The sequence below is a fragment of the Rhodoferax sp. BAB1 genome, assembly GCF_013334205.1.
Taxonomy (GTDB): Bacteria; Pseudomonadota; Gammaproteobacteria; order Burkholderiales; family Burkholderiaceae_C; genus Hylemonella.
The window spans coordinates 415,433-436,885 of the sequence record NZ_CP054424.1; the positions used below are offsets into that span (position 1 = coordinate 415,433).

The 21,453-nt window shown below is 62.1% G+C and carries 16 protein-coding genes; 6 read left to right on the forward strand and 10 right to left on the reverse strand.

From position 1 onward, the window contains the following. Positions 1-154 precede the first annotated feature (154 nt). The 4 genes from HTY51_RS02105 to HTY51_RS02120 all read left to right on the forward strand — a co-directional run bounded on the left by HTY51_RS02105 (position 155) and on the right by HTY51_RS02120 (position 8,614). Positions 155-1,432, forward strand: coding sequence for a site-specific integrase (locus HTY51_RS02105; RefSeq protein WP_174251181.1), 1,278 nt, complete (start codon positions 155-157; stop codon positions 1,430-1,432). 374 nt (positions 1,433-1,806) lie between these two features. Next, the gene (locus HTY51_RS02110; protein ID WP_174251182.1) at positions 1,807-6,231 is read left to right on the forward strand and encodes an ATP-binding protein; all 4,425 of its coding nucleotides are present in this window, start codon (positions 1,807-1,809) and stop codon (positions 6,229-6,231) included. Then, positions 6,231-7,673: a multidrug DMT transporter permease gene (locus HTY51_RS02115; protein ID WP_174251183.1), complete on the forward strand. Its 1,443-nt coding sequence runs from the start codon at positions 6,231-6,233 to the stop codon at positions 7,671-7,673. The genes HTY51_RS02110 and HTY51_RS02115 overlap by 1 nt, the downstream gene beginning before the upstream one ends. A 317-nt stretch (positions 7,674-7,990) precedes the next feature. Further along, positions 7,991-8,614: a tyrosine-type recombinase/integrase gene (locus HTY51_RS02120; RefSeq protein ID WP_174251184.1), complete on the forward strand. Its 624-nt coding sequence runs from the start codon at positions 7,991-7,993 to the stop codon at positions 8,612-8,614. A gap of 200 nt (positions 8,615-8,814) precedes the next feature. Here HTY51_RS02120 and HTY51_RS02125 read toward each other — a convergent pair whose 3' ends face one another. The 8 genes from HTY51_RS02125 to HTY51_RS02160 all read right to left on the reverse strand — a co-directional run bounded on the left by HTY51_RS02125 (position 8,815) and on the right by HTY51_RS02160 (position 18,951). Further along, positions 8,815-9,192, reverse strand: coding sequence for a hypothetical protein (locus HTY51_RS02125; RefSeq protein ID WP_174251185.1), 378 nt, complete (start codon positions 9,190-9,192; stop codon positions 8,815-8,817). Between the two features lie 54 nt (positions 9,193-9,246). Then, positions 9,247-12,366, reverse strand: a complete 3,120-nt coding sequence (locus HTY51_RS02130; RefSeq protein WP_174251186.1) for an efflux RND transporter permease subunit — start codon at positions 12,364-12,366, stop codon at positions 9,247-9,249. A gap of 16 nt (positions 12,367-12,382) precedes the next feature. After that, the gene (locus HTY51_RS02135) at positions 12,383-13,504 is read right to left on the reverse strand and encodes an efflux RND transporter periplasmic adaptor subunit (RefSeq protein ID WP_174251187.1); all 1,122 of its coding nucleotides are present in this window, start codon (positions 13,502-13,504) and stop codon (positions 12,383-12,385) included. Further along, positions 13,501-14,052 (reverse strand): hypothetical protein, encoded by a 552-nt coding sequence (locus HTY51_RS02140; protein WP_254606956.1) that lies wholly within the window; start codon positions 14,050-14,052, stop codon positions 13,501-13,503. Before HTY51_RS02140 ends, HTY51_RS02135 begins: the two co-directional genes overlap by 4 nt. A 13-nt stretch (positions 14,053-14,065) precedes the next feature. Continuing rightward, positions 14,066-15,439 carry a TolC family protein gene (locus HTY51_RS02145; RefSeq protein ID WP_174251188.1) on the reverse strand — a complete coding sequence of 458 codons (1,374 nt, stop codon included), beginning with the start codon at positions 15,437-15,439 and terminating at the stop codon, positions 14,066-14,068. 127 nt (positions 15,440-15,566) lie between these two features. Further along, entirely contained in the window at positions 15,567-15,920 is a 354-nt protein-coding gene (czcI, locus tag HTY51_RS02150; RefSeq protein WP_174251189.1) for a cation efflux protein, CzcI family, read from the reverse strand. Between the two features lie 10 nt (positions 15,921-15,930). Further along, positions 15,931-16,725: a transglutaminase family protein gene (locus HTY51_RS02155; protein WP_174251190.1), complete on the reverse strand. Its 795-nt coding sequence runs from the start codon at positions 16,723-16,725 to the stop codon at positions 15,931-15,933. A gap of 12 nt (positions 16,726-16,737) precedes the next feature. Then, positions 16,738-18,951 (reverse strand): cation-translocating P-type ATPase, encoded by a 2,214-nt coding sequence (locus tag HTY51_RS02160; protein WP_174251191.1) that lies wholly within the window; start codon positions 18,949-18,951, stop codon positions 16,738-16,740. A 94-nt stretch (positions 18,952-19,045) separates the two neighbouring features. On the opposite strand from HTY51_RS02160, the gene HTY51_RS02165 reads away from it, so the two are divergent. Beyond that, positions 19,046-19,387, forward strand: coding sequence for a YnfA family protein (locus HTY51_RS02165; protein WP_174251192.1), 342 nt, complete (start codon positions 19,046-19,048; stop codon positions 19,385-19,387). Between the two features lie 17 nt (positions 19,388-19,404). After that, a complete protein-coding gene (gene cadR, locus HTY51_RS02170; protein ID WP_174254132.1) occupies positions 19,405-19,872 on the forward strand; it encodes a Cd(II)/Pb(II)-responsive transcriptional regulator in 468 nt (155 codons plus the stop codon). A gap of 271 nt (positions 19,873-20,143) precedes the next feature. Here the strand turns inward: cadR and HTY51_RS18825 are convergent, their stop codons facing one another. Then, positions 20,144-20,641 carry a GNAT family N-acetyltransferase gene (locus HTY51_RS18825; RefSeq protein ID WP_371733847.1) on the reverse strand — a complete coding sequence of 166 codons (498 nt, stop codon included), beginning with the start codon at positions 20,639-20,641 and terminating at the stop codon, positions 20,144-20,146. Continuing rightward, positions 20,622-21,413 carry an acyl-CoA thioesterase gene (locus HTY51_RS02175; RefSeq protein ID WP_254606957.1) on the reverse strand — a complete coding sequence of 264 codons (792 nt, stop codon included), beginning with the start codon at positions 21,411-21,413 and terminating at the stop codon, positions 20,622-20,624. The genes HTY51_RS18825 and HTY51_RS02175 overlap by 20 nt, the downstream gene beginning before the upstream one ends. Positions 21,414-21,453 lie beyond the last annotated feature (40 nt).

The window sequence follows — 21,453 nt, forward strand, 5'->3', positions numbered from 1 at the left end:
TAGAAGTTGAATCCAAGGTTATCTCGGTGAATCTTAAAATTCGTTTATTTTCAATAACTTAATGATGTAATTGTCCGGGGCTTTCTTGTGTTGTCTGCCAGAATCCAGCATCTTTTGTGGGTTAGGATGTGGGACGGTTGGTTAGGTGGACACGATGCCAAAGAAAGCCAAGGAATTATCTGCACTAGCGGTAGCAAAGCTCAAAGCTGAAGGGCGGTACGCCGTCGGCGGAGCGGATGGCTTGCACCTACGCATCGTCGGGGACTCTCGTTCGTGGGTCCTGCGGCTTGTGGTGGGGGAGCGTACAAATGCCAGTGGCAAACCAGTAGTTCATCGTCGTGACATGGGGCTGGGCAGCTACCCCGAAATCACCTTGGCCGAGGCCCGTGAAAAAGCCCGTGAACTGCGTAAGCAGGTTAAAGACGGCATTGACCCCCTGGAGCGCAAGAAGCAAGACCGCGAAGCCCAGCGTGTCCAGCATTCCAGATCCAAGAACTTCCGTGACTGCGCGAAGGTGGTGATCGCCAACAAAGCGCGTGAACTAAAGAACGCCAAGCACATCGCCCAATGGGAATCGACGCTGGAAACCTACGCCTATCCCGTCATCGGCGACCGCATCATCGCAACAATCAGCCGGGGCGATGTCGTGGAGATTCTCAAACCCATCTGGAGTACGAAACACGAAACGGCCAGTCGTCTTCGTGGACGTATTGAGACCATCTGGGATTACGGCAAGGCGATGGAATATTGCACGGGTGACAACCCAGCAGCTTGGAAAGGCAACCTGGAGCCGATCCTGGGGAGGGTTAAGCGCAAGAAAAGCTCCCATCCCTCCTTGCCGTATAGCCAAGTCGGTGAGTTCATGGTTGAACTTCGCAAACGTGAGGGCGTAACTGCCCGTGCGCTGGAGTTCGCCATCCTCACTGCAGTTCGATCAAATGAAGTCTTCGGAGCGACCTGGAACGAGCTCAACTTGAAAGAATCTACCTGGACGATTCCGGGCGAACGCATGAAAGCCGAGAAGGAGCACCGTGTACCCTTGTCGGATGAGGCGAAGAGGCTGCTCCAAGCTCTGTTCAAGATCAAAAACAACGACCTGGTCTTTCCGGCTCCGCGCGGGGGCAAGCTATCGGATATGTCGATCACCATGCTGATCCGGCGAATGCATCAGGATGAGTTGGATGCAGGACGTAGTGGCTTTCTGGATCCGAAGCAAAACAAGGTGGTGACTACGCACGGATTTCGCTCCACGTTCCGGGACTGGTCGGCAGACGAAACCGACTACCCGCGTGAAGTATGTGAACACGCTCTGGCCCACAAATTGCCAGACGAAGTCGAAGCTGCTTACCTGCGGACAGACTACCTGGCCAAGCGCACCAATTTGATGGCAGATTGGGCTAAATACTGTGGCGAGATGCAAATAAAAGACTAAGCAACTGCGCAGTTGCTTAGTCGCCATAAGGCTGATTCCGGCCAATCTCCGTGGTCGAACCGAGCGAAGGCTTACATCAATACCTGCCCCCCAACCACAGCTGACGCGACTGCCTGCTTCACTGCGGGCTGTCGTCGAGCCGCCTTAGGAACTCCGAATTGCAAGCACATCCTTCAGCGCAGCAACAAGCCTCCTTGCCAGGGAGTCGCTATGCTCCTTTGACTTGCCCTGTTCCTTGAGCAGTTTCTGCCACTACAGCGAGGCTCCTGCGCCGCCAATGTGAGCAGATAGGTGCGTATGCAAGAACTGGTGTTCCGCAAACGGTTTCACAATGTCGTCCGCTCGGTCAATACCTTTGCCGGCCATCCCATTCCATGTCTGAAGAGATTAAGAACACTGCGATAACCGCCGCCGGCTACGTCTACCAGAATCGGCAGGGGTTGCGCCTCCTGTGCGACTGGCTCGACGCACCGACGCGCTACACCCGGGTGAAGTTCGAGTGCGACGTCGAGATCGATGCGCCGAAGGGGTTGGACGACATCGTGGCGGAGCGCTCTGGTGGCCTCGTTGACCTTGAGCAAGTCAAGTACACACCGAACCCGGCCGTTCACGCGTTGAGCTGGGAGTGGCTGCTCGAGAAGTCTGGCAAGACGGCTAAGTCTAAGTCGATGCTGCGGAAGTGGTTTGACGCCTTCGCCGTGTTGCACCCGGCTCGGGTTGGGGTGATCTCGCTGAAGACGAATCGTCGGCCAGATGCGGAAATTGAGGCGTGCCTAGCCGGCGGGAAAATCGACTTCGCTAAAGTGCCCGAGCCGCGGCGCTCAGCGTTGATCGCCGAGTTGGGTGACGAGAAGAGGTGCGAGACCTTCTTCAGTCAGCTGCAGGTTCTTCACAGCGACAAGGGTTTCGAGTCGCTTGAGCACGAGGTCGATGCTCGACTGCACCGGCACGGCACGCCTGAGGGTATTGCGAATCTCAAGAATGTCGCCTTGAACTGGGCGATTCGGGAGAATTTTCCACCGCCGGACGGGTGGATCTCCTTGGATCAGGTGCGCACCATCCTTCAGGCTGCGCCGCCGGCGCCCTTGCTTGAAGACTTTTTCGTGCCGCTCGGATATGAGGTGCCAGACGAGACCTTCCACGGGGAGTTCGTGCGCGACACCGCTGTCGGTGCCGGACAGGCTTTCGTGCTCACGGGGCCACCAGGCCGCGGGAAAAGCACGTACTTGAGCGCGCTGTGCGACAAGCTTGCTAGCTTAGATATTCCCACGGTACGGCACCACTACTTCCTGTCGACGACCGAGCGGGGGCGCGACCGCGTGCACAGCTACGTGGTTGAGCAGTCCATCGCGGCACAGGTCAAGCAGTTTCATCCAGGCGTTCAGGCGCCAGACGGTGACTTGCGAGGGCTCCTCGAAGCTTGCGCGGCCTACTACAAGGAGAAGGGCAAGCCGTTCGTGCTGGTTCTGGACGGCTTGGATCATGTCTGGCGCATCAACGCAGCCGACAAGCGCCCGCTGGACGACTTGTTCTCCCAGGTCCTGCCGTGCCCGGACAACATGGTCCTGTTGGTGGGCACGCAGCCGGTCGACGATGCCCAGCTGCCCAAGGACCTCTTGGTCGTCGCACCGAAGGCTAGCTGGCGAGAGTTGCCGGCGATGTCCGAGAACGCGGTGTTGTCGTACCTGCGCAGGGCCGTTGACGAGGGCAGGCTGTCGACCCGATTCGACCACGAAGAGCAATCAGAGCGCCAGCTGCAGGAGGCGGCGACCGCGCTTCGCAAGAAGACCAACGGCCACCCACTGCACGTCATCTATGCCACCGCGGAGCTTGAGCACGCCGGGGGAGTCCTGGATAGCTGGGATATCGGGCGGCTGCAAGGGGACATGACCAAGGAGGTGAAGTTCTACTACGCGTCCCTGTGGGAAGAGCTGCCGCCTAGTCTGAAGGACACGCTGCGCTTGGTGTGCGCGTTCCCTTTCTTCTGGCCGAGGGCTGCGTTCTTGGATATTGCGACGAAGGTCGGCATTGCTCAGCCCGATGTCGCGAAGGTGGAGCACCTGTTGCATTCTTCGGCCGCAGGCTTGAAGGTCTTCCACGAGAGCCTGGCCGTCTTTGTGCGCTCGACTCCGGGATACGACGAGCGCATCAAGGAGCTGATGCCGGCGGTGGCGAGCTGGCTGGAAACATCGGCGCCGCCCTCTTTGCGCGTCAACTGGCTCTGGTCGGTTCAGGCCAAGCTCGGTGACCCCAAGAACCTCATTGCCGGGTTGACCCGCGACTGGATCATGCTCCGTCTGGAGGAGGGCTATCCAGAGTCGCTGTTCGATACCTTGTTGTCGGAGGCCATGGTCGCTGCGCTGGATACCAATGCGTTTGCCGATGCCTATCGCCTTGACAATCTCAAGGCACGGATGGTTCGTGGCAGCGAGTTTCAGATGCAGGACGACGACATGGCTCGGCTTGTTTCGTTCACGCTGAGGCTGACAGCCGACGATGGTGTCGTCCGAGAGGCTGTGGCGTCGCGGCACGAGACGGACATTCTGCGTGTGGCCGCCCTTGCCTTGGCTTTGCAGGCGCGAGGACAGGCGGTAATGGCCAAGACCTGTGGTGCCGAGGCACTGCGGCGTTTCAGAGGTCTCAGCCACTTCACCACGCGGTACTCGTCCAACGCAGGGACTACTGATTTCAAGTTCTTGGTCGAGGCGTTCGCGCGCCTGGGTGTCATCGGTGCGACCTCGGAGGCGTTTGCGAAGCTGGTTCGTGAAAACGGCCCTATCGTGTGGATGCCGAGAGCCCGGATGCTTGTTGATGAGGGCGTGCTGGACGACCTGATGGACGCGACCACCCCGCTGCCGCCCGGCGACCCGGATAAGAGTGCTCTCAGCGACGTCTGCGTCCGTGCGGCTGCAACGGCCGGGGTGATCATCTTTGATCGCGACGACTTCAGCAAGCTGGCGCGAACCCCGTTCGTTGCCGCATTGGAGGCCGCCCGCTCACGGGTCTCGAAGCCGCTGAACGAGCCCATCCCCATTGAGTGGCTCAAGGGTGACTACTACGAGCGAAAGGACAACCTGAGTGCGCTCGTCCACCATTGGTTCTTCAGCGGTGTGCAACTGAGCCTTTGCATGCAAGCGGAAGGACAAACAGGCTTCGAGTTCGTGCGGGCGCCCACCTACGAGGACAGGAGGAACATCAGCTACTTGCTGAATTCGCTCTCAGCGATTGCAGCTGAGGTTGCCGAGCGCTGGTGGCGCGGGGAGTTTGTGGACTTCAATCAGCTGTTCGAACTGCTCAAACCTGTCCAGTTCAGGCGCTTCAGGCAGGGGTACGACGCCAGCTCAGCTGCGGAGGAGTTCCGGGCTGGACTGCATCGCATTGCCTGCGATATTCGGCTGGGCAGCTGCCTGCTCGCCGGTCGCGACGATGTTGACGTGACTGAGGCGACCATAGTCGCCGCAGGTACCAGCGAGTGGTTCGACCCTGCGTCCTTCCGCACCCAGTACGAGGCAGGATTGCTGACCAGGATGAGCGATGAAGCAGCATCGGCCTTCATCCAATCCCAGCGCGTCCTGCTCGATGCTGAGATCCGCCAGGAGACCAGCGTTCATCTTCAGACGCCCCTGCAACTCTGCGGCATCGCCCTCACCCACGGCTTGAACACCAGCGCACAGGAGCTCTGCACTCAGACTTGGGAGCTGGTAACCGGCTACGGGCACCGCAAGGACCCTACCTTGAACAACACCGTCGACGCCATTGACTACCTGTTGGAGGTCGTGCCAGACGATGCTCGACGGCTGCTCAGCATGATTTCGCCCCAGGTCCACCGCGTGCTGGACTTCACGGACGGAAAGGGAACGAGGCACGTGCTCTCAGCCGCGGACCGGTTGCTGGCGAAGCTCTGCCCGCCAGCTCTGGTGGTGAAGTATGAGGAGCACACGGACGCGGGCGATTGGTCGCATGCGGAGGACAGCCTGCGGGCATACGTCGAGCAGGGCGTGCGGGACAGTTGGCCCCTGGATGCGCTTATGCGCACGGGTGTTCACCCAGAGATCCAGGATGCGTTGATGCAGCTGGAACGCAATGGTCAGGATGGCGCTGCCGAGCGGCTGCGTGTCCTCAGGGAGCATGCCGGCTGGGACGTCGGCGTGCTTCAGCACAAAGACTCGTCTAGCGGCGACATTGACAGCAAGCCATACACAGGCGACGTCACCAGGTTTGCACCGGAGCAGGTCGACGAGCTGCTGGCAAGCCTGTCGACCAGCTACAACGAAAAGAAGAGGCTCCTTCGAGCCTGGTACGAGCACTGGGATACGGCCGGGCAGGGCAAGCGCCTTCTCGCGGCGTTGGACAGTTTTCTTCAGTCAGACGAGGGGCGCATGAACGGCATCCTTGAACTGTCTGACCTCGCCTTTAAGACGAGGCGCAAGCTGAGTGGCTCGAAGGCTGCGTGGAATTACCTCGTCCAGGCGCAGATCCGGAAGGGTGCATGGCTTGGCTTCGCGGAGAGCGAAGAAAAGACGCGTAAGCGGCTGGATATGGTCGTTCAGCACTACCCGAGTCGTTGCGACGAGTTTGTCAGGGCGACGACGTACGCCATGTTCGGAGAGCCCGAGCCGCCGCGTCTAGCGCCGACGGATCTGATGGTCTATTTCTATGCGCGGCAGAAGCGCGTTACCGACGCCGTGAAGTTCGCCGAGATGATGGTGAATTGCGTGCTCGAAGACACCCGAACTCTTCCGCTGGAACGGCCGCGCTGGGCAGAAGAGCTCGACGCTGCGAGGGCGAAGGGCACGTGATGGAAGACCTGCGCATCCTCGTCGCCAGGCTGGGCTGGCCGTCGACCGCTGCACGGTGGTGGACCATGCAGGAACTCGCCGCTCGCCTGGGCGCGCCGGCGTCGAAAGCGGCGACGGAGGCCGCACTCCTCGAATTCCTCGGCACAAGGAAGCTCGAAGCCGAGGTGGTGGAGGCGCTCGTCGTCTTTTGGATGGCCGCGCAGGCGCACGGGTACGAGGCCGGCCCGAAACTGGCCGAGAGCATTCCTAAGACGTCCATCCTCTCGGAACTGTTGCTGGAGAGCCTCGGTCTATGGGCGGACACCCCGGACGAAGGCCTCGAAGAAGTGCCTGAAGACTTCCAGATCCCACAGGATTTCAACGGGGTGCAAGGTGCAGACCTTCCGCGGATGTTCCGCACCTCCATGACGGAGCTTGAGGCCGCTACGGGGCTGCCGTTCGTCCGCCAGATGGCTTTCGAGTGGTCGAAGAACAAAGGCGCCTACCCGGATGCTCCTTTTCAGGGCGACCCTTGGCACTTCTCGCGCCCCTTGGGCGAAGGGTTCAGCGGCCAAATCTCATCTCGGACTGCCTTGCGGATGATCTCCGCCTACCACCGCACGTTGGCGGTTGCTGAGGCGTTCTGGGGCATGCCTCCCGATAAGGCGGAAGACCGGGCTCTGTTGGCTTTGCCTGTTCACCCGACACTTGCGCTGCTCAGGCCTAGACGACCGGCTTGGTTTCCAGGCCGAACGGAATTCGACGGCGATGATGAGGCTATTGGTGGGGCTGTCCGCAGCCTCGTCGAGCGGGTTCAGCAGGAGCGTCCTGGCGATGAGCTGATGGCCTTCTCGTCGCCCGTTGTGATGTCGATGGGCCGCTGTGTGGAGGTCTCGGTCGTCCGGTGGGCGCAGGCGGCAGGTGGCAGCGTCGCTGATGAAGGCTTGGCGGGGCACTTGAAGGACCTGTGGAGAACCGGAGAGCTACTCGCAAGCGACTTCCAGGAGCCTCTGGGCACGACTACGTTCCTGGAGTCGCCAACTCCCCACGAGATAGCCGATGAGGAGAGCAAGGCATGGCCGCTGGCCAAGCCGCTCGATTTCAACCGACTAGGCTACCTGCAGTACGACCTTTATCCTGGGCGGCTCTTCTTGCCGACAATGCCAGAGCGGGGACAGTTGGAGGTCACGTCTTGTGGTGGAGGGCTGGAGGTCAAATCCGGTAGTGAAGTGGTCGCTGACCTTTGCTACTGGAATGCAGGCTGGGGACCGGTTCGCGCTATGCAGTTCGACGGAAACTGCGGTGTGGCCCTTGTCTCCAGAGGCACGGCATATCGCACATCACCGGATGAGGCTGTCCAGGAGGTGCGATCGTTCTACTTTTGGCGTGTGAGAACGCTCGACGAGAAGAGTGGATTCAGCGGCTTTGAAGAAGAGCTAACCTATGGTGTCACCTTCGTGTGACGCAGCTCCCTTTCAACGAACCTTCATGAGGCCGCCGCTAGGGGCCGCTTAGTGGCCGACAGCGTGAGTTCATCCGTTCGAGCCGACCGACGGCAACCGCTGCAGACCCGCTGTTGGCGGACGAGTATCGGCTTAAGGCTGGGAGCGGACGTTGAGGTTAGGTCTAGCGACTGACGGCATTTGGCTGAACCGTGAATATCACTCCACCCTAAAGCAGACGGCCAAGCCAAGTGCTGCCCCCACTTGCGCAAAAAGACTAGCAATTAGGCGGCTGAAAGGCGCATCCTATATGCCCCTCAACTCGATGGGAGACCATCATGGAATCAGCTGTAGCCATCGCGCATCGCGAGCCTTGGAACAAAGGCAAGATCGTCGGCCAGAAAGCCCCGTTCAAGCCCAAGGATATCTGGGCACTCCGTGCCCGTCTTCAGATGGAAAGGCGCATTCGAGAACTCGCACTCCTCAACCTAGGTATCGACAGCAAGCTGCGCGGTTGCGATCTGGTCGCACTCAAGGTCCGAGACATCTGCCATGGCGACCAGGTGGCAACTCGCGCTATCGTCATGCAACATAAAACCCGGCGTCCGGTTCAGTTCGAAATCACGGCTGCCTCCCGAGATGCCTTACTGACGTGGATAAAGCATGCCGGATTGAAGCCGGATAACTTCCTATTTCCTAGCCGGCTTCACGATTCGCCTCACCTCGGAACTCGACAGTACGCCCGCATTCTTGGGCATTGGGTTAACGAACTCGGACTTGAACGAGCTGACTATGGGACGCACTCGATCCGGCGGACCAAGGCGACGCTCATCTATAAACGAACCAAGAACCTTCGCGTCGTGCAGTTACTTCTCGGGCACTCCAAAATCGAGTCGACTGTACGGTACCTCGGCATAGAAGTCGATGACGCACTCGAAATCTCTGAGCAGACGGAAATCTGAGAGGGCGAGACGATGTCCGCCCGGTCAGTCCGGGTGGCTATTCTGACCAATGTCGCAAAGGACGATGGCATATGAGTCCCGCCGACTTCAATTCATGCATGGTTTTAAGTGGATATGCGGACGACTCTGAGACCGACAACTGAAAGCTATCAAGCGGAATGGTCCACCGATAAATCTCAACTGCCGGAATCACTGGCGACTTACGGCAGGACGAATCTGACCGTCACGGTCCTGCTAGCCTGCTTGACCACAGCCACCGCTTTGGTGCCTTTGGCAACCTTGAAATCCCCGGCTGCACCTAGCCATTCACCTTGCGGCACGAGTGCCACCTCCTGCTTGTCTGCTCCGTTGAGCAAGGTCAGTGCGGCTGTCGCGTTGCTCACATCGACCTTCTTGCCGTGATCACGCAGGTAGAGGCGCAGCTTGTCTTTCTGCGCCACCAGCTCAAAGTCGATGTCGCGGGCTTCGGCGACCACGCCGCCATGCAAGGGTTTTTCGGCGTGGCTGTGTGGGCCCGCAGCGTACGCTACGGTTCCCGAGAAAAGCGCAAGCGCTGTAATAATTGCTAGTAACTTCATGGAACTTCCTTTCATTAAGGTAGGACTGCAGAGGGAAACTTGTTTAGTGCGGGTTCAGAACGCCTCGGCATTGCGGTCATCCAGCAAGCGCTCGGCATCCTTGCGGCCGAAGAGCCAGAACATGAGGGGGGTCAGGTAGGTGTCGAGGAGGGTGGAGCTGATCAGGCCCGAGAAGATCACCACCGCCACGGGGTGCAGGATCTCGGTGCCCGGACGCTCGGCCTCGAACAGCAGGGGTGCCAGCGCAAAGGCCGTGACCAGCGCCGTCATCAGCACCGGGCTTAACCGTTCCATCGAGCCGCGCAGGATCATCTTGTGATCGAAACTTTCACCTTCGCTGCGCATTAGGTTCAGATAGTGGCTGACCTTCAGGATGCCGTTGCGCACCGAGATGCCCGCCAACGTGATGAAACCCACCAGCGCCGCTACCGACAACGGTTGCCCGGAAATCCATAGGCCCAGCACAGCGCCCACCAAGGCCAGCGGGATATTGCCCATGATCAGTGCGGACAGGACAACGGACTTGTAGCGGCTGTACAGCACGACGAACATCAGCACCAGCGAGACGATGGACAGCAGGCCGACCAGACGTGAGGCTTCCTCCTGCGCCTGGAACTGTCCCCCCAGGGTGATGAAATAACCCTCGGGCAACCGGGTCTCGGCGACAACCCGGCGGATATCGGTCACGATGTCCGAGAGGGCCCGGCCCTGGGCGTTGGCCGAGAGCACGATACGCCGCTTGCCGTCGTCACGGCTGATCTGGTTGGGACCATCCCCGTCCTCGATGGTCGCGATGCGCGACAGAGGTATTCGCCCTGAGGGTGTCTCCAGCAGGATGTTGCCCAGACCCTCGACCGAACGCGCGGATTCAGGCAGACGCACCACCAGGGCAAAACGTCGGCTGCCTTCGACGATCTGGGTGATCCTTTCGCCTTCGACCAGGCTTTGCAGGGTACTCAGGATCTGCGGGGTCGGCACGCCGTACTGCGCCGCAGCCGCGTAATCCAGCCGGACCTTGATCTGCGGCGCCAGTACCTGCTTCTCGATTTCCAGATCGGCGATGCCGGGGATGGCGGCCAGCCGGCCACGCAGCACATCGGCTTGCCCACGCAGCGTGTCCAGGTCGTCACCGAAGATCTTGATGGCGATCTGGGAACGCACGCCCGAGAGCATGTGGTCGATGCGGTGCGAGATCGGCTGGCCGATGGCAATGGCCGCCGGCAGGTTAATCAGACGCGAGCGGATATCGGCGGAAATCTCGTCCATGGAGCGCTTGAGCTCTCCGGCAGGGAGCAGGCCCACGTCCAGCTCACTCACGTGCACACCCTCGGCGTGTTCGTCCAGCTCAGCCCGCCCGCTGCGCCGGCCGACGTGCACGACTTCGGGCACCAGCTTGACCAGCTTTTCAGCCTGCTGTGCCAGGGCGGAGGATTCGGCCAGGGTCACGCCCGGATTGAGCCGCAGTCCAACCAGCAGCGTTCCCTCGTTGAACGGTGGCAGGAAGGTTTTGGGGAAAAACGGCACCGCGATCAATGAAACCAGCACAGCAACCCCCGCTGTGACCAGCACCGCCCGTGGCCGGTTCAGCACAGCTTGCAGGCTGCTCTGGTACTTGCGTTTGAGCCAGGCCAGTAGGCGTGTATCCCCATGGTCGAGCGACTTCATGCTCGGCAGCAGGTAGAAAGACAGCACTGGTGTGACCGTCACCGAGACCACCAGCGAGGCCATTGTGGAGACGATGAAGGCGATGCCCAGTGGCACGAACAGGCGGCCCTCCATGCCTGGCAGCGCAAACAGCGGCAGGAAGACCAGCACGATGATGACCGTGGCGTACAGGATGGCCGATCGCACTTCCATGGAAGCCGCTCTCACTAGCTCCAGGGGATGCAGACGATGGTCGGGGTGTTTGGCGCGATCCACCTTGAGGCGGCGCAGCACGTTCTCAACGTCAACCACGGCATCGTCCACCAAGCCCCCGATGGCGATGGCCAGGCCGCCCAGCGTCATGGTGTTGATGGACAGCCCGAAGTAGCGAAACACCAGGGCCGTCACGAAGATCGACACCGGGATGGCGGTCAGGGCGATGATGGTTGGCCGCAGCGTGCCCAGAAAGAAAAACAGGATCAGTGCCACAAAAATAGAAGCACCGATCAACTTGCCCTGAAGTGTCGTGATGGAGGCCTCAATGAAGCTGGCTTGCCGGAACGTCACTTTCGGGCTGTCCATGCCGGCTGGCAGGGAGCGCTGCATGGCTTCCAGCGCTGACTCGATGGAGAGGGTCAGGTGGATGGTGTCCGCGGCCGGCTGTTTCTGCACGCCCAGGATGACAGCCGGCTTGCCTTCGAAGCCGGCATCGCCGCGTTTGAGGGCCGGGGCAAAGGTCACATCTGCCAGCTGGCGCAGCAGGATGGGCTGGCCGTTGCGGGAGGTGAGCGCCAGGTTCTTTAGATCATCCAGACGCGACGTGCGGCCCAGGTTGCGGATCAGGTATTCGCGGCCGTTGAGCTCCAGGAAGCCGCCCGAGGTGTTGGAGGAGTAACCCTTGAGTGCGGTCTCCAGCTGCTCCTGCGTGATGCCGAGCTCCCCCATGCGGCTGGTGTTGGGCTGGACCTGGAACTGGCGCACCTCACCCCCGATAGGTATGACCTGTGCCACTCCCGGGATGGCCATCAGGCGGGGGCGCAGCACCCAGTCGGCGTACTCGCGCACTTGCATGGGCGAGATCTTGCTGGTGTCGATCGGGATCGCGATCTGCATGATCTCACCCATGATCGAACTGATGGGTCCCATACGTGGCGTGATGTCGGGCGGCAGGCCTCCCTCCATGGCGGAAAGGCGCTCGGACACCATCTGTCGGGCCCGGAAGATTTCCGTACTCCAATCGAAGGTGACATAGATGAAGGACAGGCCCGCGCTGGAGACGGATCGCACGCTTTCCACACCCGGCAGACCGTTCATGGTCGTCTCCAGGGGGAATGTAATGAGCTGTTCCACCTCTTCCGCAGCCATACCACCGGCCTCGGTCATGATGGTGACCGTGGGTTTGTTGAGATCTGGAAAAACGTCCACGGGGGTGCGTGAAAGCGTGAACGCGCCATAGGCCATGAGCACCAGGCTGGCGATGATCACCAGCAGCCGATTGCCCAGACTGTTATCGAGAAGCCACTTGAACATGATGTGGGGCTCCCGCTCAACGGATCTGGTTGATCAGGGCAGCGGCCTGGGTGGCCACCCGGTCGCCGGCCTGCAGGCCGGAGGTGATGGCCACGGAGGCACCATCCAGCGGCTCAACAGTGACCACGCGAGGCTCGAACTGCTCCGGCGCCTTCTTGACCCAGACCACGGACTGATTGGCTGGGTTTTTCATGAGCGAGGCGGCAGGGACACGCAGACCGCTGACGCGGGTCGCGGTCTGGACGTAGACCTTCACGGGCTGGCCCACGGCCAAGCTGGAAAGCGCAGCACCTTCACCCCGGAACAGCATGGGCAGCGCCTGCTCGCGCAGGCTGCGGGCCGCGCCGACAAAGCTCAGGCGTATCGATTGCGTCCCGATGGCCACGCTGGCGCCCGCCACATTGCGGGCCACATCGGCGTCGTAGGCCAGGGCCTCGATGCGCAGACGTGCGGGGTTGATGACCTCAAAGACCAGTTCACGGGCGTCCACGACCTGGCCCGCGACCACATGGCTAGAGGCGATCACGCCGGACACCGGGGCCACCAGAGCGTCGCGATTGCTCAGGCCTGCGCCCACGGCGGTCACACGCTCACCCAGGCTGCTGACTTCACTCTCAGCGGCTTCCAGTTCCTTGCGCGGCACGGTGTCTGCAAGTTCTTGCAGGCGAGCCAGGCGCTTTTCTGCAAGGCTTTTGGCCGCGCGCAGCTCAGCCAGCTGGGCGGACTGATTGGAGCGCTCGATCTGTCCCGACGACGGAAGCACATAGGCCAGCACCTGACCTTTACGCACGCTCTGGCCGATATTCGGCAGGCCTTGCGGGCCAGGCTCGATGCGGCCCGCAACCATGGCCTGGACCTTGCCGCCGGCATTGGGATCCATCACCACCTTGCCAGCCAGCTCGATCGAGCGGGGCAGCTCGGCGAGACTGACGGTGGTGGTGCGCACGTTCAACTGCCGCTGGGCGGGCTTGGGCAGGAAGACGCTGCCATCCGGCAGACGTTTGGGGCCATTGCCACTGACGGCGGCGGGAGCATCGCCATGGTCATGTCCTTCGCCGGCCCATGTCGTTGTGGGGCTGCCGGCGAGCAAGGCCAGGGTGGTGAACGCGGAAATGATATTCAGGTAACGGTTTTTCATGCTGCACCTCCCAGGAAAGGATGACGGCGGCCGAAGCGGCGACGCAGGCCCCAGACGCTCAGGGCCAGAATCAAGAGAGCCAAGCCGGCGTAAAGCAGCCAAGCGAGGAGCCCGGTCTGAGCATGGCTGTGTTCGTCCTCATGCAAATCCAGCTCGCCTGCCAGCAGATCGGTCTCGCGAGCGGTGACTACAGTGACCATGACGGCATGCTGTCCGGGAGGAAGTTCCTGGGCCAGGCTGACGACAAACTCACCGACGCCCTGGGCCTGCACGGGAATCTTCTGCCCGGCCAGTTCGAGTTCCAGACGCGCGTCGGGTACCGGGCTGTTGTCGGCACTTTGGTCCAGGTACAGCGTGAGCTGCTTACCCTGCAGGATGCCCACCAGCTCGAAGCTCTCGGACACCGCCGTAAAACGCGGTGAGGCAGCGCCTTCGGTCATGGCGGGGGTATCGCCGTGGTCGTGGCCGGGGCCAGCCCAGCTGGATGGGGTGAGGCTCAGTGTGAGGACTGTGAGGCCCAGGGCAAGAAGTTGTTGAAATCGTTTCATGATGGTTTCCGTTTCACGGGGTGTTTTGCTGGGGCAGCAGGCCCAGGGCCTGGCGTAGGGCCGAGATGGTGGCGGCAAGTTCGACACGGGCGCGGGCGGCCTGCCGTTCGGCGGCGATGGCTTCCAGCTCGATGCGCAGGCGTGTGGGCAGATCGGTTTCGCCGGCCTTGAAGGATTTTTCGAAGAACGCGCGTGATTCACGTGCCAGCTGGGCCCGTCGCTCTGCTGCTGTGAGCTGCGTGCGCGTCGATTCCAGGCGGACCTGGACGCTGTCCAGCGTGGCCTGGATGCGGCCCTGTTCCAGGGCGAGTTGCGTTTCGGCTTCAATGGCCTGGGCCTGGGCGGACGAAATGCTGGCGCGATTGCGGCTGTCTGAACCAAAGGGGATGCGTACGCCGACGGTGACACTTTGCTGGTAGCTGTCACCGAAGGCACCGCGATCGCGGCCAGTGGCCAGCATCAGCTCAGGCGTGCCCCGTGTCCTGGCCTGAGCCAGTTCAGCGGATCGGCGAGCGATCTCGGTGCGGTTGAGCAGCTCCATCACAGCGGGGTGTCGATCGCCCAGGGCGCTGGCATCCCGCACAAGCTCTGGCGCAGGCTCGGTCAGCAAGGCCTCGGGCTGGGCGGTGGCGTCTGCGGGCAAGGTCAAACCGCTCAGAGCGCGCAGACGCTGACCAGCCGCTGCCAACGCACTGGCGGCCTCGGCCAGCTCGGCTTCCGCACCGGCTTGCGCACCTTCGGCCTGGTGCTGATCGGCGCGGGCCAGATCACCGGCCCGTACACGCCGGCTGACATCGGCCGTGAGTTGCTGGGCATTGAGCAGTCGCTCGCGCGCCAATACAAATCCAATCCGGGCCAATTGCCACGACCAGTAGGCTTCACGTACCTCGGCAGCCGTCTGCAACTGCGCCAGCAAGGTGCTGCTTGCCGTGGCCCGTTGTTCGGCCTCCGCAACCGCCATGCTGCGGGAACGCTCGTTCGGCAGCCACAGCGGGATGGCAACACCTGCCGTGTATTCACGACGACCCAGGTTGTTGTTCATCTGGTCGGTCTGGCCCGACAGCTCCAGGGCGACGGGCTCCGCCGTCCAGCTGGCTGCTGCTTCCTTGCGCGCTGCGGCAGCATCCTGGCGCGCCTGCAGCGACCTGGCTTCAGGCTGGCGCTGCCAGGCGGCATCAAACACTTCGGTCAGTGTGAGGACCGGGGTGTTGGCCGATGCCACGGGTGGCGCCGGACGAAAACCGGGTTGTGGTGGCGTAGCTGCCGAGTTGGGGATCTGAGCAGGGCCGGGGATGGCTGGCGGCGGCTTGAGCTGAGCCCAAGCACTGCCGACGCTCCCGCCCAGTACGGCCAGTGCAATGCAAAAAATTCGTTCGATTCGCGGCATGCGATTCTCCAATGTGTGAAAGACATCTGGGGAATCAGCGAGGTGCGATCCTGGGATCGCGACAGACAGACCTGGCGCATCAGCGATGCGCTGGGTCAGAGAGGGGCAGAAGTGCCTACCTCGCCGATCAGGCGAGGTGAGCCCAGTTGGGCCGTTCAGGCAAGGTGGGTGGCGGGGAGGAAAGCAGGGCCTGCTCCCCGACATGCATGTCGGCCGCCGAGTACAGCACAGGCATCACCTGGGAGGCATGCAAGGCCGTTGCACAGCCTGCATGGCAGACCGGACAATCGGCATCAACCGCCCCCAGAGTCTTGGGGCCGCTGTCGTCTTTGGGCGTCTCATCCGCGTGGTGCTGATGCTCGTGATGACCGAAGTGCTGGGCCGCCGCACCCGTTTCGTGCTGGCAATACACGCTCACTGCCGCCCAGCTGAGTTGCAGCGGGAGCAGGGCCAGCAGAAAGATGGGGAGCCAGCGGCGCATGGACGGCATTCTAGCGGGCTTGGCCGAAACCTTGAACAGACCCTTTGGAGTCCGGGGTAAGCACAGAGGCGGGCCGCTTGAGTTTCGAGCGCATCCGGACAACATTGCGGTTCATCTGATGCCGGATGACGTTGATGAAAAACCATTTCTTCCAGCCCGAGACGTTGGTGCCATGCACCCGATAGAAATCATCCGGGTTTTCATAGACACCCAGGTCCTGGTTGATGCCTTCGCTCTGGATGTAGGTGTCGGTTCCGCGCCATGACACCGGCGGGGCCGCCAGGTTGCGCACGGCTACGCCGTAACCACAGAACGGGCGCGCTCCCGGGAATTGCTGCTGGAGAGCGCTCAGGTAGTCCTGGTCCAGTATGAAGCCCTCCAGATTGACCCAGCGGCCCTGGTACGAGACTTCAACCCAACTGTGGATGATGGAACGCGGTGCCAGCAGGTAGCCAAGCCCGGTGATAGCGCCTTTCTGCAGGCGCTTGTTGATCGTGAAGCCGTGGAAGCGGCAGGAAATGCCCGTGGCCCTCAGCAAGGCCATCAGCAGGGTGGCCTTGGTATTGCACTGCCCCAGGCCATCAGCCAGCACCTGTGACGCGGGCAAGTCGTCAGTGACGTTGTAGCCGAAGGCAATGTCGTTGCGCACGAAATCGTAGATGGCGCCAATGCGTTCGTACTCCGACAACCCGTTCCAGCCACGCTCGGCGATCAGACGCTGCAGGCTGGGGTGCTGGTAATCGAGGAGTTCCGTGCTGAGGTGGGAGCCGGAGACCGTGGTGGTGGAGTTGTTGCTTTTTTCCATATCGTGCTTTCTTCAGGTCTTGATCTTGAGCAGGCGCAGGCCATTGAACACCACGATCAGGCTCGCGCCCATATCAGCGAACACGGCCATCCACATGGTGGCGCCGCCGATGATGGAGAGCACCAGGAACACTGACTTGATGCCCAGGGCCAGAACGATGTTCTGCCACAGCACGGCCCGCGTGCGCCGTGACAAGCGGATCAGTTCGGGAATGCGGCGCAAGTCGTCGTTCATGATGACCACATCAGCCGCCTCCATGGCCGTGTCCGTGCCGGCTGCGCCCATGGCGATGCCAATGTCGGAGCGTGCCAGGGCCGGTGCATCGTTGATGCCGTCGCCTGTCATCGCGGTGGTGCCGTATCGGCCTTGCATGTCCTCGATGGCTGTCAACTTGTCCTCGGGCAGCAGATTGCCGCGAGCATCGTCGATGCCAGCCTGCCGGGCGATGGTCTGCGCGGTGGCCGGGTTGTCGCCCGTCAACATCACCGAGCGAACTCCCAGGGCATGAAGCTCAGCCAGAGCCTCGCGTGAACTCTCCTTGATGGTGTCGGCCACGGCAAAGATCGCCAGCACCTGGCTGTCCATGGCCAGCAGCGTCACGGTGCGACCTTGAGCCTCATGCTCAGCCAGGCGTGCTTCAATGGCCGGGCTGCACAGGCCCCGCTCTTCAATCAGGCGATGGTTGCCCAGGATCAGCGTCTGCCCGTCGCTGAGGGCTTGTATGCCCCGGCCAGGCAAGGCCGTGAACTGCTCCAGTTGTCCAATGCTCCGATCCAGACCTTGCGCGATGGCCTTGGACACGGGGTGATCCGAGTGGCCCGCCAAGGCACCCGCCCAACGCAACACCTCTGCCTGCGGTATCGGCGAGGGCTGCACCTCGGTTGCCACCAGTTTGGGCTTGCCCTCTGTGATGGTGCCGGTCTTGTCCAGAGCGATGACCTTGATCTTGTGGGCGCCTTCCAGGTAGACCCCGCCTTTGATGAGGATGCCACGTCGCGCCGCTGCAGCAAGGCCGCTGACCACCGTGACCGGCGTGGCAATCACCAGGGCGCAGGGGCAGGCGATGACGAGCAGAACCAGGGCCTTGTAGAGGGCCTCCATCCAACCGATGCCCATGAGCCAGGGGGTCAACAACGCCACGGCCACAGCAAGCGCAAACACTGCCGGGGTGTAGATGGCGGCGAAGCGGTCCACAAACTGTTGAGTCGGCGCGCGGCTGCCCTGAGCCTGTTCCACAGCCTGGATGATCCGGGCCAGCGTGGTGTTGCTGGCGGCAGCGGTCACGCGCATTTCGAGCGCGCCGGTGCCGTTGATGGTGCCTGCGAAGACCAGGTCACTCACAGCCTTGTCGATGGGCATGCTCTCGCCGGTCACGGGTGCCTGATTGACCGCGCTGTTGCCGGAGGTGATCATGCCGTCGAGCGGGATGCGTGCGCCAGGTTTGACCCGCACGATGGCATTCAGTGCCACATCAGCCGCAGCCACCTCCTTCCATTCGCCATCGGGCTGTTTGACCTCAGCCGTATCCGGCGTGAGATCCAGCAGGCTCTTGATCGCATTGCGCGCCCGGTCCACGGCCCGCGCCTCGATAAGTTCAGCAATAGCGTAGAGAGCCATCACCATGGCCGCTTCGGGCCACTGGCCGATCAGGAAGGCGCCTGTCACAGCCACCGTCATCAGGGCGCTGATGTTCAGCCGCCCCTGCCGCAGCGCGGTAAAGCCCTTGCGGTAGGTTGAAAAGCCGGCCAACCAGATGGCCGCCGCAGCCAGTGCCATGCCGGCCCCTTTGTAGACAGCGGTCTCGGGCGCAAAAAAGTCCAGCAGCTCAGCGGCGATGGCCAGCAGCAGGGAAGCGCCCAGACGCCCCAGCCCTTCGGCCATGGGGGCGTGCTGATCAGCCTGTTCAAATGGAGTCACGGGCTGGGGATCAAAGCCGGCCTGCCGGATGGCGTCCAGGGCGCGCGGCAGGACTTCAGCGGGGGCATCGATGCGCAGGGTGCGCGCCGATAGCTGGAAGCCCAGGCCCCGCACGCCGCCGATGCCTGCCAGCGCATTCCGGATCTCACTTTCCTCGGATGCGCAATCCATGGTCGGAATGCGGAAAACCGTGCCGGAGGTGCCGGGCGGTCCACCCTCGATGCGTACGGGCGCGGACGGGCTGCTGCAGCCGCTATCGCAAGCGCGTCCGAGATCCTTGCCCGGCTCTGAGGTGTTCTGTCGTTGCATTTCTACTCCTTGTTGAACGGAATTAGAAACCCTATAGCGGCTACAGAGTCAAGCCGCTAAGATGCAATAACCCTGACACCCTATCCGCCTTGCCATGCTTGAAGCCCTGCGCGTCTCTGTTCTTTTCGTCCTCACCGCCGTGGCGGAGATCGTAGGCTGCTACCTGCCCTGGCTGGTGCTGGTCCAGGGTCGCACCCCATGGCTGCTGTTGCCAGCGGCGTTGGCCTTGGCGTTTTTTGCCTGGCTGCTCACGCTTCATCCACAGGCCGCCGGTCGCACCTATGCGGCTTATGGTGGTGTCTATGTGGTGGTGGCGCTGCTGTGGCTCTGGCGTGTGGATGGTGTCGCACCCACACGCTGGGACATTTTGGGGGGTACCATTTGCCTGCTGGGCATGGCCCTGATTGCTTTCCAGCCTCGAACGGTTGCAGCCTGACCCGGGAGACGTACATGATGAAGATCGGTGATCTGTCCAAACGGACCCAGACCCAGGTCGAGACCATTCGGTACTACGAGCATGAAGGTCTGCTCCCCGAGCCGGAGCGTACGGAAAGCAACTACAGAATCTATGGTGAGGTCCATGCCGAAAGGCTGGCCTTCATCCGCCATTGCCGCAGTCTGGACATGACGCTGGATGAAATTCGGCAGTTGCTGCGCTTCAAGGACGACCCCGCATCGGACTGCGGTGACGTTAATGAGCTTCTGGATGCTCACATGGGTCATGTGGCTGACCGGATCCGGGAACTGCGTGCTCTGGAGAAACAGCTCAAGAGCCTGCGTGAGCGTTGCTGCGATGCTCAGCTTGCCGCAAACTGCGGAATTCTCGGTGAGTTGTCTAGGCCGACCGACGATAAAGATTCGAAAGACTCTCCAAAGAGTCACGTCCGCAAATCTCACCTTGCCGTTGCGGGAAAAGGTTGATTTGCTATCTACCGGCTGGCTGGCTCAATGACCGCATTGGCGCCGAGACCGTGAACTCAGCGCGCACAGACGACCGGCCGCAACCGCTGCAATCCGATCGTTGGCTGCTGTGATTTCCGCTCTAGGCTGACTGCAGTCACTTGACTTCGGAGCGTCAATGACTGCTGCCATCGACACCAGTCACTGAGCAGCTCGCTGACTGGGTGGCCGCTATCGGGGCCCATGAATTAGCGTTGTTGAACCTTCGCTCCTTGCTAAAGCAGATATTGAATCAGCGCCTACCAGCCCGTTTCGGAGTTGCCGGGACCGTGCTGTGCGGTGCTGCTGTTGCCAACCTCAGTTGCTGTCCCTGCCACTGCACACCATAGCCTAGCCGCTTTGCCATGGCGTAGACGGCCGCGTGGCCGTGCTGGCATACCAGTCGCCGTACGTCGGGCATCTGACCCAAGGCCGTAGCTAGCAGGGTCGTGCCCACGCCCCGACCATGCAGGGCGGCGGCCACTGTGAGGGCAAGTTCCCAACTGCCAAGCCGGCGTGTGGGGGTGAGCTGAAGCACGGCGACCAAGCCTAGGTCTCCCGGAAGCCAAGCCCCCAAGCATCGTTGCCGCTCCCAGGCCAAGCGAGCCACCCAGCGCAGCAGGGCCTCGTCGCTGAGCGTGGCGCCGAAGCGAGAGTACCGGTGCTCGGCCGGGAGGGCCAGCAGGTGCAGGCCCAGCGCACCACGGTGCACGGGCAGCAGCGGCGAGATCTCAAGCCTCGATGGCCACATAAGTCAGCGGGGCCGAGGCGCAGAGCCGGCGTTCGCCGCTACTCGACGACTCAGCCCACATATCTACCTGCACACGGATGGAGCGCCGGCCGGTGCCGATAACGCGGGCCGTGACCTCGACCACATCCCCCACCCTCGCCGAGGCGACGAAGTCCAGCTGTTCGGTGCCCGCCATCACCACGGGTCGACGCACCTGGCGCGTGGCGGCCACGAAACCGGCCTTGGCCATCCAGGCCATGGCGGGACCGCCGTGCAGCACGCCGCGGTGGTTCACATGGCCAGGGAAGACGATCTCAGCCACGGTGGCGCAGGCCATGGCCGTGTTTTCGGCACCGGCCTCATGCCTGGCCTGCGCCACCTCGGCTGCCTCAGCTGCATCGGCGGGCGCCTCGTCAGCCTGGCGCACCATCACGAACTCACCCGAGAGGCAGTGGGTACGTGCACCGCTGAGCAGGTCTTCGGCGATCAGGCGGGTGTCTACGGTGACGGACCGGCGGCCCCGCTGCAGCACCTCGGCGCGGCACTCCACCAGATGGCCCGCAGGCGCTGGTGCGGCAAAGTCCAGCCGGCTCACCGCGGCCGTGACCACGGAACCACGCAGCACCTTGCTGCCCACGATGAAGGCCATGCGGTCGAGCATGGACAGGGCCGCACCGCCGAACAGGGTGCCGTGGTGGTTGGATTGATCGGGCCAGACCATGTCGACCACGACCAGGGACATGTTGGGGGTGTCCGCGGGCGCGGACGTTTCGGGCTCAACGAGTACAGACAAGGTGCTTCCTCCGGTTAAGAAGGCGGGAGCACGGCAAAAC

Coding starts and splice junctions, on each gene's coding strand:
- czcI (WP_174251189.1), bottom strand. CDS start 15,920: ATGCGCCGCTGGCTCCCCATCTTTCTGCTGGCCCTGCTCCCGCTGCAA.
- HTY51_RS02125 (WP_174251185.1), bottom strand. CDS start 9,192: ATGAAGTTACTAGCAATTATTACAGCGCTTGCGCTTTTCTCGGGAACC.
- HTY51_RS02110 (WP_174251182.1), top strand. CDS start 1,807: ATGTCTGAAGAGATTAAGAACACTGCGATAACCGCCGCCGGCTACGTC.
- HTY51_RS02105 (WP_174251181.1), top strand. CDS start 155: ATGCCAAAGAAAGCCAAGGAATTATCTGCACTAGCGGTAGCAAAGCTC.
- cadR (WP_174254132.1), top strand. CDS start 19,405: ATGAAGATCGGTGATCTGTCCAAACGGACCCAGACCCAGGTCGAGACC.
- HTY51_RS02155 (WP_174251190.1), bottom strand. CDS start 16,725: ATGGAAAAAAGCAACAACTCCACCACCACGGTCTCCGGCTCCCACCTC.
- HTY51_RS02140 (WP_254606956.1), bottom strand. CDS start 14,052: ATGAAACGATTTCAACAACTTCTTGCCCTGGGCCTCACAGTCCTCACA.
- HTY51_RS02165 (WP_174251192.1), top strand. CDS start 19,046: ATGCTTGAAGCCCTGCGCGTCTCTGTTCTTTTCGTCCTCACCGCCGTG.
- HTY51_RS02145 (WP_174251188.1), bottom strand. CDS start 15,439: ATGCCGCGAATCGAACGAATTTTTTGCATTGCACTGGCCGTACTGGGC.
- HTY51_RS18825 (WP_371733847.1), bottom strand. CDS start 20,641: ATGTGGCCATCGAGGCTTGAGATCTCGCCGCTGCTGCCCGTGCACCGT.
- HTY51_RS02135 (WP_174251187.1), bottom strand. CDS start 13,504: ATGAAAAACCGTTACCTGAATATCATTTCCGCGTTCACCACCCTGGCC.
- HTY51_RS02130 (WP_174251186.1), bottom strand. CDS start 12,366: ATGTTCAAGTGGCTTCTCGATAACAGTCTGGGCAATCGGCTGCTGGTG.
- HTY51_RS02115 (WP_174251183.1), top strand. CDS start 6,231: ATGGAAGACCTGCGCATCCTCGTCGCCAGGCTGGGCTGGCCGTCGACC.
- HTY51_RS02120 (WP_174251184.1), top strand. CDS start 7,991: ATGGAATCAGCTGTAGCCATCGCGCATCGCGAGCCTTGGAACAAAGGC.
- HTY51_RS02160 (WP_174251191.1), bottom strand. CDS start 18,951: ATGCAACGACAGAACACCTCAGAGCCGGGCAAGGATCTCGGACGCGCT.